This window comes from Niveibacterium umoris, assembly GCF_014197015.1.
Lineage (GTDB): Bacteria > Pseudomonadota > Gammaproteobacteria > Burkholderiales > Rhodocyclaceae > Niveibacterium > Niveibacterium umoris.
Map to the genome: position 1 here is coordinate 1,372,374 of NZ_JACIET010000001.1, position 12,865 is coordinate 1,385,238.

Here is a 12,865-nt window from a genome sequence, read left to right on the forward strand (position 1 = left end):
AGATGAACGCTCGAGCCGAATTCCACGATCCCGCCACGCGGGCGCAGCTGCTCGCCGACAAGGCACGCTGGGTGCGTGAGCAAACCCTGGCGATCCACCGCCGCGCACCGGAAACCCGCGTCGCATCCTCGCTGTCGGCCGTCGAGTTGCTGACAGTGCTTTACTACAGCGGCATCGCCCGAATCACGCCCGACGAACCGCTCCACGCCGAGCGCGATCGAATCATCATCAGCAAGGGCCACGGATCGATCTGCATGTACCCGATCCTCGCCGATTGCGGCTACTTCCCGCTCGAGGCGCTGGAAACTGTGTGCAAGCCGGGCAGCTTCCTCGGCGGCATTCCGGATCCGATCATTCCCGGCTACGAGACGATCAACGGATCGCTCGGCCACGGCCTCGGCGTGGGTAGCGGCACCGCGCTGGCACTGCGCACCAAGGGCAAGCCACAGCGGACCTTTGTGCTGCTTGGCGACGGCGAACTCAACGAAGGCGCGGTGTGGGAAGCAGTGATGTTCGCCGCGCACCACCAGCTGAAGAACCTGATCGCGATGGTCGATTGCAACGGCCGCCAGATGCTCGGCTACACCGACAACGTCGTGAACCTGAACCCGCTCGATGCCAAGTTCGCCGCCTTCGGCTGGCAAACACATACCGTCGATGACGGCCACGACGTCGCACAGCTGCTCGCCGGTTTCGAGGCGCTGCTCGCCTCCGATTCGCCCAAGCCGAAAGTGCTGATCGCCAATACGCTCAAGGGCAAGGGCGTCGCATCGCTCGAAGGCGCAGCACTGGCCCATGTGATGGGGGTCGGCCGCGCGGAGATCGACGCGATCCTCGGCGATGGAGGTGCGCCATGAAGACCACGATGCGCGACACCTTCCTTGCGACGGTGCTCGAAGAAATGCGGGCTTCGCCCGATATCGTGCTGCTGTCGGCCGACTTCGGCGCCCCGGCGATCGACGCAATCCGCGCCGAGTTCCCGGACCGCTTCGTCAACGTCGGCATCGCCGAACAGAACCTGATCAACCTCGCGACCGGCTTCGCGCTCGAGGGCTTCCGGGTGATCGGCTACGCCATCGCCCCTTTCATCACGATGCGCTGCTTCGAGCAGATCCGCGTGAGCCTCGCGATCCTGTCGCAACTGCGGCCGATGAACGTGACGCTGGTGGGTGTTGGCGCCGGCTTCAGCTATGACGTCTCCGGCCCGACACATCACTGCATCGAAGACCTCGCGGTGATGTCGGCGCTGCCGAACCTGTCGGTGTATTCGCTTAGCGACCACACCCAGGCGCCACTGTTTGCAAAGCACTGCCTCGCCACGCCAGGCATCAAATACTTGCGCTTCGACGCCAAGCCGCACGAGCCGGTGTGCGACGCTGGCAACGATGGCCTGATCGAGCGCGGCTTCCGGGTGCTGAACGCCGGTCGCGATCTGGCCATCGTCAGCACCGGCTACATGAGCCATGTCGCATGGAGCCTGCTGCCCGAACTCCGCGAAGAAGGCATCGATCCGCTGCTGATCGATCTCGTCGCCTACAACTGCGTTGACACCGCGGCGCTGGAAGCCGAGCTTGCGCACGTACCACGCACGCTGCTGCTTCAAGAGGCGGTGCTCGATCGCAGCATCGAGAACACGCTGCGGCGCATGGCCGGCGGCAAGCTCGAGGCGATGGGCGTCGGAGATCGCTACATCTTTGAAATCGGTTCGCGCGACCAGATCCACGACGCTGCCGGCATCGGCCGCGCGCAGGTGCTCGATCGCATCCTGCAACATCACGCCGCGCTCGCCTGAGGGGACTGCCATGATCATCTGCCGGACCCCGCTCCGCATTTCATTCTTTGGTGGCGGCACCGACTACCCGGTGTGGTACCGCGAGCACGGTGGCAAGGTGCTCAGCACCTCGATCAACAAGTACAGCTTCATCACGCTGCGCTATCTGCCACCCTTCTTCGACTACAAGTACCGCATCCGCTACTACAAGCGCGAAGAGGTGAATTGCCTCGACGACATCAAGCACCCGGCGATCCGCGAGTGCCTGCGCTACATGGGCATCGAGCGTGGCATCGACATCGTGCACCACGGCGATCTGCCCGCGATGTCCGGGCTAGGATCGAGTTCCAGCTTCACCGTCGGCATGCTGCATAGCTTGCATGCGCTCACGCACAGCATGCCGACCAAGCGCGAACTGGCGGTCAAGGCGATCCACATCGAGCAGAACATCCTGAATGAACAGGTCGGCTCGCAGGATCAGACGGCTGCGGCCTTTGGCGGACTCAACCTGATCCACTTCGGTGGCCAGCAGGAAGTGATGGTCGAACCGGTGATCCTGTCCGCATCCCGCCTCGCCGATCTGCAAAAGCACATGCTGCTGTTCTTCACTGGCCTCCAGCGCCAAGCCAGCGAGATCGCCGCCGAACAGGTCAAGGCGACGCCGAAGAAGGCGAGCGAGCTGTCACGCATGGGCGAGATCGTCGACGAATCGGTGCGGATCCTCGTCGATGTCGAGCGCCCGGTGACTGCGCTCGGGCAATTGCTGGATGAGCAGTGGCAAGTCAAGAAACAGCTTTCGCCACTGATCAGCACGTCCACGATCGACCAGATCTATGAAACCGGTATCAAGGCAGGGGCCGCTGGTGGCAAACTGCTCGGTGCAGGCGGTGGCGGCTTCATGCTGTTCATCGCCGAACCCGAGCGCCACGCCGCCATCCGCGAGGCGCTCAAGCATCTGCTGTGCGTGCCTTTCCGCTTCGACACGCAGGGCAGCCAGATCATCTACTACGCGCCCTTCGACGATGAGCTCTCATGAACTGGCAACACTCGATGCAGTGATTCTCGCGGGCGGACTCGGTACCCGCCTGAGCAGTGTGGTGGCGGATCGGCAGAAAGCCTTCGCCCCGATCGCGGACGAACCCTTCGTCGCACGGATCGTGCGGCAACTGCGCCGAGCTGGCGTGAAACGCATCGTATTCGCGCTGGGTCACATGGCGGACTCCGCGCAACCTGTGCTGGCTGCGTGGAGCAAGGAGCCCGGCCCCGAGATCGTCGCGTCGGTCGAACCCGAAGCGCTCGGCACCGGCGGTGCGCTCAAGCATGCGCTTCCGCTGCTGCGCAGCAATACCGTGCTGGTGCTCAATGGCGATTCCTTCGTCGATGCCGACCTCGCCGCACTCCTCGCGACGCATCGCGCCGCAGATACGCCGATCACGCTGTGCGCAGTACAGGTCACCGACATCGCCCGCTATGGCGCACTCGAATTCGACCGCGATTGCCGCCGTGTGCGCGCCTTCCGCGAGAAACAGGCGAAAGAGGGCTGCGGCTGGATCAACGCCGGCATCTACCTGATGGAACGCAGCGTGCTCGAAGCGCTGCCCGAAGGTCGCCCGGTGTCGCTTGAACGCGAGATCTTTCCGCGCTACACCGACGGGCGCATCGCCGTGCGCTGCGAATCGCGCCCCTTCATCGACATCGGCACGCCCGAGTCCTATGCGGCGGGAGCAGACTTCTTCGCGCGGGTGGCATGAGCAGCCGGGCCGCCCTGTTCCTCGATCGCGACGGCGTCATCAATGAAGACCCGGGCTATGTGCACCGCATCGACGAGGTGCGTTTCATCCCCGGCATCTTCGAACTGGCGCGCGCCGCGGTGCAGGCGGGCTACCGCATCATCGTCGTTACGAATCAGGCTGGCATCGGCCGCGGCTACTTCAGCGAAGCGCAGTTCCAGCAACTCACTGTGTGGATGTGCGAGCAATTCGCCAGCGCCGGTGCGCCGCTCACGGCGGTGTACCACTGCCCACACCACCCCGAACACGGCATCGGCGAATTCCGCCGCGACTCGCACGACCGCAAGCCCGCGCCCGGCATGCTGCTGCGCGCGCGCGACGAGCACGGCATCGCGCTTGAAGATTCGCTGCTGATCGGCGACAAGCCCAGCGACACCGAAGCAGCGCTTCGCGCAGGCGTGCCGATTCGCCTGCTGTACGATCCGGTCGGCAAGGCACCGGATACCGCCAGCGCGACGGCGCACATCACCTCGCTGCACGATGCAATCTCATATCTGACCGCCCCATGTCCAGCCACGCTTCACTCGATCTGAGCGGCCGCATCGCCCTCGTTACCGGCGCCACCGGCGGCATTGGCGGCGCGATTGCGCACACGCTGATCGCCCACGGTGCGCGCGTGGTGCTCTCTGCCCGCAACGCCGAGCGCCTTGCCACGCTATCCGACACGCTGCGGGAAGCCGGCCTGACGCCGCTCGGCACGCTCGCCTACGACCTGCAGGACGCCACGGCGATCAGCACGGCGCTCAAGAGCTTTGCGGCAGAACACAAGCGGCTCGACATTCTGGTCAACGCCGGCGGCCAGATGCAGGATGCACCGCTGGGCATGATCAGCGCAGCGGCAATCGACCAGACCCTGCAGGTCAACGTCGCCGCGACGCTGCACCACATGCAGTACGCCGCGCGCCTGATGGCCCGGCAGGGCAGCGGCAGCATCATCAACATCGCCTCCATCGTCGGCTTGGTCGGCAGTGCGAACCAGACGCTGTACGCTGCGAGCAAGGCGGCCATCGTCGGCGCGACCCGTTCGGCGGCCAAAGAACTCGCGCCCAAACACATCCGGGTGAACGCCCTCGCACCCGGCTTCATCGACACCGCCCTAACCGCCCACTACACCCCGGCGGTGCGCGACAAGGTCATCGCGGGTATTGGCATGGGCCGCGCCGGGACGGCGGAGGAAGTTGCCGACGTCGCGCTTTTCCTCGCATCCGACCTCGCACGCTATGTCACCGGGCAAGTCATCGGCGTGGACGGCGGCATGCTGCTATGAGTTTCTGGGATCTCGGCGCCGATCCGCAGGCACCCGCGCTGCTGTACGGTGACCCGCTCAAGACGGTGCGCTACGGCGAACTGCGACAGCACAGCGACGACTTCGCATCGCAGCTCGGCCCGCGTCGCGGCAAGCGGCTGGGTTTCGTGCTTTGCCGCAACGATCTGCCAAGCGTGGCGGCCTACCTGTCGGCACTGCGCGAGGGTGACTGTGTTGCGCTGCTTCCCGAAGGCCTCGCGCGTGAGGCGCTGGAGGCGCTGATTGCGCGTTACCAGCCAGACTGGCTCCTCGGTAAAAGCGATACCCCGTCACCCGCCTCGGCGCATGCATCCCGGTGGCAAGGTCGCACCCTGCTGCGCTTTGCACACGCTACCGCAACGCCGCTGCATCCGGATCTCGCGCTGCTGCTGTCCACCTCCGGCACCACCGGCAGCCCACGCATGGTGCGGCTCTCCTGCGCCAACCTCGGAGCGAATGCCGAGTCGATTGCGGACTACCTTGAACTCGATGCGCGCGAGCGGCCGATCACGACCCTGCCGATGCATTACTCGTACGGGCTGTCGGTGCTCAACAGCCACCTGCAAGCGGGCGCCGCCATCGCGCTAAGCGACGACGCGGTCACGTCGCGGCCCTTCTGGAACCTCTTCGCCACGGCGGGCGCCACCTCGCTTGCTGGCGTGCCGTTCATCTGGCAGATGCTCGCGCGCCTGCGGCTTGAACGCATGGCGCTGCCGACCCTGCGTACGCTGACGCAGGCCGGCGGCCGGCTCGCGCCAGACCTGATCGCGCACTTCCGCGAGATTTCCGAAGCGCGCGGCTGGCGCTTCTTCGTGATGTACGGCCAGACCGAGGCCACTGCGCGCATCGCCTACCTGCCGCCGCAGCAGCTTGCCGAAAAGTGCGGCGCGATTGGCCGCGCGATTCCCGGCGGTGCGCTTTCGCTATCCGACGATGGCGAGCTGATCTATCAGGGCCCGAATGTGATGATGGGCTACGCCGAGCAGCGCGCAGACCTTGCGCTCGGTGACGAGATGCACGGCCGGCTGGCCACCGGAGACCTCGCCCGCGTGGACGCAGACAGCTGTTACTGGCTGACCGGCCGCATCAAGCGCATCGCCAAACTGTTCGGCAACCGCATCAATCTCGACGAGGTCGAGAGCTGGCTTGAATCGCGTTTCGGTCCGGCGGCCGCGCTCGACGAAGACGACGCACTGCGTATCGTCGTCACTACCCACGCGGATGTCGAAGCACTGCGCATCGCCCTGCGCGAATCCCTTGGCGTTCATCCCAGCGGGCTGCGCATCAGCCAGGTCGAGGCCCTGCCGCTCACCGCATCGGGGAAGAAGGACTACCCGGCGCTGCGTAGCCGCCTTGCCACACCGGAGGCCAGCCATGTCTGAGTGGCCGACCGAGCCGGACTTCAGCGCGCCTTTCGGTGAAACGCAAGCGGCGAAGCGCGCGCGCCTCCTGCCCCGACTGCGCGCGCTGACCCTCGCCCACGCACACGCCTGCCTGCCCTATTCGCGCATGCTTGACGCGCTGCATCCGGGCGCACGCGACGCGACCACGCTCGAATCGCTTGCCTGGCTGCCGGTCGGCGTCTTCAAGCATCTGCGCCTCGCCAGCGTGGCCGATGCCGATGTCGTGCGCGAGTTGCGTTCATCCGGCACCAGCGGCAGCCAACCCTCACGCATCCTGCTCGATCGCGCCACTGCGGCGCGGCAGACGCGTGCGCTGGCCGCGATCGTCGGTGACTTCCTCGGCAAGGCACGCCGGCCAATGTTGGTGATCGATCGCAACGATCTGCTGCGCGGCAGTGAAGCGCTCTCGGCGCGCGCGGCGGCGGTGCTCGGCTTCGCCAACTTCGGCCGCCAGCCGGCCTGGGCGCTGACACCTGACTTGGCGCCTGACTTCGATGCGATCGACGCCTTCTCCAGACAGCACGGCGACCAGCCCGTCCTCGTCTTTGGCTTCACATTCATGATCTGGCGTCTTCTCGACGCGCTCGAAGTGGCCGGTCGTCGCTTGACCCTGCCCCGCGGCAGCATCCTGATCCATGGTGGCGGCTGGAAGAAGCTCGCCGATCTCGCCGTCGACAACGCACGTTTCAAGGCACGTATCGCGTCGCTCACCGGCCTTACCTCAGTGCACGACTACTACGGCATGGCAGAGCAGGTCGGCTCGATCTTCATGGAATGCGAGGCGGGGCGCCTGCACACGCCCCGTTTCGCCGATGTCATCGTGCGCGATCCGCTCACGCTCGCCCCTTGCGCCGCCGGCGAAACCGGCGTGATCCAGGTACTCAGCGAATTGCCCACCAGCTACCCCGGTCATAGTCTGCTGACGGAAGACCTTGGCAGCATCACAGGCGAGGACGACTGCCCCTGCGGTCGTACCGGCCGTACGCTGCACGTCGTCGGGCGCCTGCCGCGTGCCGAGCTGCGCGGCTGCAGCGACACCCGCGCCGGATGAATCCGATGGAATTCCTGATCCCCGCCGCAACGAAGACCCCTGAAGCCGCGCTGGATGCGCTGGCCGACGCGCGCTTTGCTCCTTTCGACCCGCGTGTCACCGCCTTCCTGGCTGACTTCTCGGCCCGCATGCTCGCTGACCCGGTGCTGCGCGCGTTTCCCGAGCTGGTCGCGCTCGGCTACTGGTTCCGCCCGGCCGCCGTGGCGGCGCTGGCGGCGAGGCATCGCGCACTGTCGGATACCGCCCTGCTGCGCCCGCGCGGCGTCGTCCTCCACATCGCGCCGGGCAACGTCGATGCGGTCTTTGTCTATTCATGGCTGCTCGCGCTGCTGTGCGGCAACCGCAACATCGTGCGGCTTTCGCGCCGCGACAGTGCTGCCCGTAGCGCCCTGCTCGCGCTGCTCGCCGTTGTGCTGCACGCGCACCCCGAAGTCGCGGCAGCGAACGTGCTGCTGAGCTACCCGCGTGATGACAGCGTCAGCGCGGCGCTATCGGCACGCTGCCAGCTGCGTGTGGTGTGGGGCGGCAACGATACGGTGCAGCACTTCCGCCGCGTGCCGCTGCCGCCGCTCTCGACCGAGCTGGTCTTCCCGGATCGGCAGGCCTGGGCGGCCTTCCATGCCGGTGCCGTGTGCGCAGCCGACGACGACGCGCTGGCAAGGCTCGCCAGCAACTTCCACAACGACGCCTTCTGGTTCGGCCAGCAAGCCTGTTCATCCCCGCGTGCGGTGCTTTGGATCGGCGAATCAGGCGACATCGCCGCGGCGAAGCGGCGCTTCTGGCCGGCGCTCACCGCTGAACTCTCGCGGCGTAGCGTGCGCGACGAGCCGGCCGAACTCGCCGCCCGGATCGTGGCCGCGCACAGAATGGCCGCAGCAGACGAGATGCGCACGGCAACGCCGCTATCTTCGTGGCCCTTGCGTATCGAAGCGGACAGCTTCAGCGCCGCGGCCCGCGACGCACACTGCGGCTATGGGCTCTTCATCGAAATCGAGCGGCCGGACCTGGCGGCCGCGGCAAGCCTGTTCCGTGACGCGGACCAGACGCTCGCGCAGTTCGGGTTCGACACTCAAACGCTGCGCGCCTGGGCAGCGACGCTCGACGACCGTGCGCTCGACCGTATCGTGCCGCTCGGCCAGGCACTGCAGTTTTCCGACCGCTGGGATGGTCACGACCTGTTGCTGGCGTTCTCTCGGCAGGTGGTGATCGGATGAGCACGCAGGAAACGCGGCTGCGCCGCGCCACAGAGAACGACCTCGCAACGATCCTGCGCTGGCGCAATCACCCGGAAGTGCGCCGGGTGATGTTCACCGATCACGAAATCACCGAAGCCGAGCATCTCGCCTGGTGGTCGCGGGTGCACGACGACCCGGCCTACCGGTTGCTGCTGATCGAACATCGCGACACGCCCTGCGGTGTGGTCACCTTTTCACGCATGGACGTGGCAGCAGCGACCTGGCTATGGGGCTTCTACCTCGACCCCGAGGGTTTTGCCGACGGGCTGGAGCGACTACGCGCCTGGAACGGCATGGAGCTGGCGTCGCTGGCCTGGGCGCGCAGCGAACTCGAATGCGTCGAGCTGCGCTGCGAAGTCTTCGCGTTCAACACCGCAGTGCTACAGATGCACCTGCGTCATCGCTTCATCGAGACCGGCCGCTACATGCGTCAGCGCGGCAGCGAATCGCTCGAGGTCATTCAGTTGTCGCGAAAACCATAGAGCCGTTCGGCGACCCTCTCAGCGCCGCGCCCATCACAGCGCAGCCGCAGCGCGGCGGACATCTGACGCAGGCCTTGACGATCCGACACCAGTTTGCGGAAAGCCGCCGGCAGACGGCCAAGTGCCTCGTCACCAAAGTCGCCCAGGTCAACGCCTTCACCAGCGACCGCCAGGCGCCGCCCCAGTTCGCGCTGGTTATCCGCAATCGCGATCGTGATGCCGGGCAGACCCACGCAGGCACGCTCCCAAGTCATCGAACCGGCGGCACCGATGAACAGATCGGCAGCGCGCATCCGCGCCGCCATATCCGACACCGCCACACTCAGCGTCACGCCCGGCAGTGCCTTGCAACGCTCTGTCAGTGCATCCAGATGCGGATACCCGGCGCCAACGACAACTTCAAAGGCATATAGACGGGTCAATGGCTGCAGGGTCTTGAGCACCCGCGCGGTCGCGTCCGACGCGTCGCCACCGCCAAAGCAGATCAGCACCCTGCGCACCGAGCCATCGCGTTCACGCGGCGACATGGCCGCAAACTCGGGCCTGAGCAAGGCCCATCCGGGCCCGAAACACGCAAGGCATCCGGCGGGCAGCAGGCCGGCATAACGGTGGTGCGGCGCGTCGTGCCAGTTCTGATCAAGGAACATGTCGCAGTGATGCCGGCGGTCGGCGAGGTCGTCGATCGCCATGACCCGACATCCACCCGCCTGCACCGCCACTTCCCAGCGCGCATCGAGCCGGTAGTGATCGACGATGATCCAGTCCGGCAGCGCCGCGCCTGCCAGCATCGCAAGCGTCGCCTGCGCATCTTCGGCAGGTGACGTCACGTACGACGGCAGCACCCGCAGATCGAAACCGGCGGCGCGGATTGCCGCTGCCGCACCATCGCCTTCCGTCGCGCACACGAAGCGGCAGCTGGCACCACGCCGCGCCAGCGCAGTGGCCAACGCCAGGCAGCGCATCACATGGCCGTGGCCGATACGGGTCGAAGCGTCGGCGCGAAAAACGACCCTCATTCGCCGGCTTCTTGCATCGCGCGGAACAGCCACTCGGCGCGACGCCAGTCCTCTTCGGTATCGATGTCCTGCACCCGGTGGCGCGGCAACAGGAACATGCGCGAACGCGGCCCGAACATCGGCACGTTGTCGCGCCAGTGCCGGGCGTCGCCAAAGTAGAACTGGCCGGCGTCGTGGAAGGCTTCGGGCAGATCCTGTGAACGTTTGCCGATGTGCTCCGGGAACATCGGGCCAAGTTCTCCGTGGGCGTCCACCGTCAACGAGCGCAGGATCGGGAACGGAAAGGTGGTGGCAGTGAATACGAAGCAGGCGCCCGACTCGCGCAGCGCCGCGTGGGCGGCGACCAGATCGGCCCCGCGGACGAAAGGCGCCGTGGCATACAGGCAGCACACTTCGCCGGGCATCTCGCCCGCTTCGACGTACCAGTCGATTGCGTGCACGACCACCGGTGCGGTACCCACGTGATCGTCTGCCAGCTCGGGAGGACGAGCGAAGGGCACATCGGCACCCCACTCGCGCGACACCGCGGCGATGCCGGGGTCGTCCGTCGACACCACGACCTGGTCGAAGAGACCGCTTTCGCGCGCGGCGCAGATCGACCAGGCGATCATCGGCCGGCCGCAGAACGAGCGGATGTTCTTGCGCGGAATGCGCTTGCTGCCTCCGCGTGCGGGAATCACACACAGCCTCATGACAAGGCCTCCTTCAGGGCTGCGACAACCTGATCCTGCGACGCATCTGAGAGATCGGCATAGATCGGCAGGGACAGCGTCCGCTCGGCATAGTCTTCGGCCACCGGGAAATCACCAGGCGCGAACCCGAGACGGCGGTAGTAGGGTTGCAGATGCACTGGAAGGTAGTGCACCTGGACACCGATGCCGCTTGCGCGCAGGCGCTCGAAAACCTCGCGCCGTTGCACCTTGTCGCGCAACAACACCGGATACAGGTGCCGGGCAGATACGCCGCCCGGTCGCTGCCATGGGGAGATCAGAGGCAGTTCGGCGAGAAGCGTGTCATAGCGCTGTGCGAGTGCGCGGCGACGGGCCAGAAAGCCATCGATGCGCGCGACCTGGCTGGCGCCGAGCGCCGCCTGGAGGTCGGTGATGCGGTAGTTCCAGCCGAGCGCCTGCTGTTCGTAGTACCAGGCCCCCTCGTCGGGGCATTCGAGCAACACTGGATCGCGTTCGATGCCATGACTGCGCAAACGCCGCGCGGCCGCGGCGAGTGCCGGGTCCGCCGTGAGCAACATGCCGCCCTCTGCCGAGGTCACGATCTTCACCGGATGGAAGCTGAAAACGGTGATGTCAGCGACTGGCAAGGCTCCGACGCGAACATCCGAGCAAGTGGCGCCAATCGCATGGGATGCATCGTCGATCAGCCTGAAGCCGTACTCCGCTTTCAGTTGTGCAATCGCTTGGTAGTCACAAGGCTGCCCGGCGAAATCCACGCTGACGATCACGTCGGGCAAGCGCCCCTGCCCGCTTGCGACTTCGAGGCGGCGCGCCAGATCGTGTGGATCAAGGCAATACGTACGCGGATCAATATCGACGAACCCGACTTCGGCCCCGCAGTATCGCCCGCAGTTCGCCGACGCCACAAAGGTATTCGGAACCGTCCACACCCGACTGGCGGCACCTACGCCCAGCGCTGCGCAGGCCAGATGCAGCGCGGACGTTGCACTATTGACCGCGACGGCATGCGGGGCGCCAACGTAGTCGGCCACCGCCCGTTCAAATCGCGGAACCGCAGGCCCCTGCGTCAACCAGTCGGAGCGCAGCACCGCCTCGACGGCGGCGAGGTCTTCGCCTGAAATGCTCTGGCGGCCATACGGGATCATGTCGCGTGGTCGAACAATCGGCGGATTTCATCGACCGTCAGGAAGCGCGGATTTGTCCCCGAATTGAACTCGAAGGTGTCTGCGACCGCCACGCCGCGGTCGCCGGTGGCGTCAATCGCAAAATCCGGCTCGGTGACAAACTGGATGCTCGGCTGGATCACGTAGTGGTCGGCGAACTCGAGCGTGTGGAAGGCATCGTCGACCGGCACCATCACTTCATGCAGTTTCTCGCCGGGACGAATGCCGATGATGCGGTGGGCGAGGCCCGGCGCGATCGCTTCGGCAAGATCGCCTATTCGCGCAGAAGGAATCTTCGGCACGAAGACTTCACCGCCATGCATGCGGGCGAAGCTGTCGAGCACGAAATCCACGCCTTCCTGCAGCGTGATCCAGAAGCGCGTCATGCGGATGTCGGTGATCGGCACTTTGTCCGCGCCTTCGGCCACAAGTTTGCGGAAGAAGGGGACGACAGACCCACGGGACCCCACGACATTGCCGTAGCGCACCACCGAAAACCGCGTGCGCTGACGCCCGGCGAGGTTGTTGCCGGCAACGAAGAGCTTGTCGGAAGCGAGCTTGGTGGCGCCGTAGAGGTTGATCGGATTGGCGGCCTTGTCGGTCGACAGCGCGATCACCTTCTCGACCTCGTTCGTAAGCGCCGCCTCGATCACGTTCTGCGCGCCGTGGATATTGGTCTTGATGCACTCCATCGGGTTGTATTCGGCCGCGGGCACCTGCTTGAGCGCTGCGGCATGCACGATGAAATCGACATCGCGCGTCGCCTGGATCAGGCGCTGGCCGTCGCGCACGTCGCCGAGGAAGAAGCGCATGCACGGATCGGTAAAGTGCTGCGCCATCTCGTACTGCTTGAGCTCGTCACGCGAAAACACGATCAGGCGGCGCGGCTGGTAGCGCTGTAGTACCGTCGCGATAAAACGCCTGCCAAAGGATCCGGTACCCCCGGTGACCAGAATGCTCTTGTCGTGGAACATCAA

Annotated in this window: 14 protein-coding genes; 10 read left to right on the forward strand and 4 right to left on the reverse strand. The window is 65.8% G+C overall.

Annotated features, from left to right (window positions below; all coding sequences use genetic code 11):
• Window positions 1–2: 2 nt before the first annotated feature.
• From GGR36_RS06085 to pseH, 10 genes are read left to right on the forward strand one after another with little or no spacing between them, the layout of a single operon-like run.
• On the forward strand, window positions 3–857 hold the full coding sequence (locus tag GGR36_RS06085) for a transketolase (protein WP_183633046.1): 855 nt from the start codon (window positions 3–5) through the stop codon (window positions 855–857).
• Window positions 854–1,792 (forward strand): transketolase family protein, encoded by a 939-nt coding sequence (locus tag GGR36_RS06090; RefSeq protein WP_183633047.1) that lies wholly within the window; start codon window positions 854–856, stop codon window positions 1,790–1,792. The genes GGR36_RS06085 and GGR36_RS06090 overlap by 4 nt, the downstream gene beginning before the upstream one ends.
• A 10-nt stretch (window positions 1,793–1,802) precedes the next feature.
• Window positions 1,803–2,807: a GHMP family kinase ATP-binding protein gene (locus tag GGR36_RS06095; RefSeq protein WP_183633049.1), complete on the forward strand. Its 1,005-nt coding sequence runs from the start codon at window positions 1,803–1,805 to the stop codon at window positions 2,805–2,807.
• Window positions 2,794–3,522 carry a nucleotidyltransferase family protein gene (locus GGR36_RS06100; RefSeq protein ID WP_183633051.1) on the forward strand — a complete coding sequence of 243 codons (729 nt, stop codon included), beginning with the start codon at window positions 2,794–2,796 and terminating at the stop codon, window positions 3,520–3,522. The genes GGR36_RS06095 and GGR36_RS06100 overlap by 14 nt, the downstream gene beginning before the upstream one ends.
• Entirely contained in the window at window positions 3,519–4,094 is a 576-nt protein-coding gene (locus GGR36_RS06105) for a D-glycero-alpha-D-manno-heptose-1,7-bisphosphate 7-phosphatase (protein ID WP_183633053.1), read from the forward strand. The genes GGR36_RS06100 and GGR36_RS06105 overlap by 4 nt, the downstream gene beginning before the upstream one ends.
• The gene (locus GGR36_RS06110; protein WP_183633100.1) at window positions 4,067–4,828 is read left to right on the forward strand and encodes an SDR family NAD(P)-dependent oxidoreductase; all 762 of its coding nucleotides are present in this window, start codon (window positions 4,067–4,069) and stop codon (window positions 4,826–4,828) included. Before GGR36_RS06105 ends, GGR36_RS06110 begins: the two co-directional genes overlap by 28 nt.
• Window positions 4,825–6,228 (forward strand): AMP-binding protein, encoded by a 1,404-nt coding sequence (locus tag GGR36_RS06115; protein WP_183633102.1) that lies wholly within the window; start codon window positions 4,825–4,827, stop codon window positions 6,226–6,228. Before GGR36_RS06110 ends, GGR36_RS06115 begins: the two co-directional genes overlap by 4 nt.
• Window positions 6,221–7,300 (forward strand): LuxE/PaaK family acyltransferase, encoded by a 1,080-nt coding sequence (locus GGR36_RS06120; protein WP_183633104.1) that lies wholly within the window; start codon window positions 6,221–6,223, stop codon window positions 7,298–7,300. Before GGR36_RS06115 ends, GGR36_RS06120 begins: the two co-directional genes overlap by 8 nt.
• Before the next feature lie 5 nt (window positions 7,301–7,305).
• Window positions 7,306–8,514: an acyl-CoA reductase gene (locus GGR36_RS06125; protein ID WP_183633106.1), complete on the forward strand. Its 1,209-nt coding sequence runs from the start codon at window positions 7,306–7,308 to the stop codon at window positions 8,512–8,514.
• Window positions 8,511–9,017 (forward strand): UDP-4-amino-4,6-dideoxy-N-acetyl-beta-L-altrosamine N-acetyltransferase, encoded by a 507-nt coding sequence (gene pseH / locus GGR36_RS06130; RefSeq protein WP_183633108.1) that lies wholly within the window; start codon window positions 8,511–8,513, stop codon window positions 9,015–9,017. Before GGR36_RS06125 ends, pseH begins: the two co-directional genes overlap by 4 nt.
• On the opposite strand, the gene pseG is transcribed toward pseH, so the two are convergent.
• Genes pseG through pseB form a run of 4 tightly spaced genes read right to left on the reverse strand, consistent with a single transcriptional unit; the run spans window position 8,996 to window position 12,862 of the window.
• Window positions 8,996–10,033 (reverse strand): UDP-2,4-diacetamido-2,4,6-trideoxy-beta-L-altropyranose hydrolase, encoded by a 1,038-nt coding sequence (pseG, locus tag GGR36_RS06135; protein WP_183633110.1) that lies wholly within the window; start codon window positions 10,031–10,033, stop codon window positions 8,996–8,998. The two genes, pseH and pseG, sit on opposite strands and share 22 nt — an antisense overlap.
• Window positions 10,030–10,725, reverse strand: coding sequence for a pseudaminic acid cytidylyltransferase (gene pseF, locus GGR36_RS06140; RefSeq protein ID WP_183633112.1), 696 nt, complete (start codon window positions 10,723–10,725; stop codon window positions 10,030–10,032). Before pseF ends, pseG begins: the two co-directional genes overlap by 4 nt.
• Window positions 10,722–11,870 carry a UDP-4-amino-4,6-dideoxy-N-acetyl-beta-L-altrosamine transaminase gene (gene pseC / locus GGR36_RS06145; RefSeq protein WP_183633114.1) on the reverse strand — a complete coding sequence of 383 codons (1,149 nt, stop codon included), beginning with the start codon at window positions 11,868–11,870 and terminating at the stop codon, window positions 10,722–10,724. The genes pseF and pseC overlap by 4 nt, the downstream gene beginning before the upstream one ends.
• Window positions 11,867–12,862: a UDP-N-acetylglucosamine 4,6-dehydratase (inverting) gene (pseB, locus tag GGR36_RS06150; RefSeq protein ID WP_183633123.1), complete on the reverse strand. Its 996-nt coding sequence runs from the start codon at window positions 12,860–12,862 to the stop codon at window positions 11,867–11,869. Before pseB ends, pseC begins: the two co-directional genes overlap by 4 nt.
• Window positions 12,863–12,865: the final 3 nt, after the last annotated feature.

Excerpts from the sequence above, each read along its gene's own strand:
- GGR36_RS06085 (WP_183633046.1), top strand. The coding sequence starts at position 3 with ATGAACGCTCGAGCCGAATTCCACGATCCCGCCACGCGGGCGCAGCTG.
- GGR36_RS06090 (WP_183633047.1), top strand. The coding sequence starts at position 854 with ATGAAGACCACGATGCGCGACACCTTCCTTGCGACGGTGCTCGAAGAA.
- GGR36_RS06095 (WP_183633049.1), top strand. The coding sequence starts at position 1,803 with ATGATCATCTGCCGGACCCCGCTCCGCATTTCATTCTTTGGTGGCGGC.
- GGR36_RS06100 (WP_183633051.1), top strand. The coding sequence starts at position 2,794 with ATGAGCTCTCATGAACTGGCAACACTCGATGCAGTGATTCTCGCGGGC.
- GGR36_RS06105 (WP_183633053.1), top strand. The coding sequence starts at position 3,519 with ATGAGCAGCCGGGCCGCCCTGTTCCTCGATCGCGACGGCGTCATCAAT.
- GGR36_RS06110 (WP_183633100.1), top strand. The coding sequence starts at position 4,067 with ATGTCCAGCCACGCTTCACTCGATCTGAGCGGCCGCATCGCCCTCGTT.
- GGR36_RS06115 (WP_183633102.1), top strand. The coding sequence starts at position 4,825 with ATGAGTTTCTGGGATCTCGGCGCCGATCCGCAGGCACCCGCGCTGCTG.
- GGR36_RS06120 (WP_183633104.1), top strand. The coding sequence starts at position 6,221 with ATGTCTGAGTGGCCGACCGAGCCGGACTTCAGCGCGCCTTTCGGTGAA.
- GGR36_RS06125 (WP_183633106.1), top strand. The coding sequence starts at position 7,306 with ATGGAATTCCTGATCCCCGCCGCAACGAAGACCCCTGAAGCCGCGCTG.
- pseH (WP_183633108.1), top strand. The coding sequence starts at position 8,511 with ATGAGCACGCAGGAAACGCGGCTGCGCCGCGCCACAGAGAACGACCTC.
- pseG (WP_183633110.1), bottom strand. The coding sequence starts at position 10,033 with ATGAGGGTCGTTTTTCGCGCCGACGCTTCGACCCGTATCGGCCACGGC.
- pseF (WP_183633112.1), bottom strand. The coding sequence starts at position 10,725 with ATGAGGCTGTGTGTGATTCCCGCACGCGGAGGCAGCAAGCGCATTCCG.
- pseC (WP_183633114.1), bottom strand. The coding sequence starts at position 11,870 with ATGATCCCGTATGGCCGCCAGAGCATTTCAGGCGAAGACCTCGCCGCC.
- pseB (WP_183633123.1), bottom strand. The coding sequence starts at position 12,862 with ATGTTCCACGACAAGAGCATTCTGGTCACCGGGGGTACCGGATCCTTT.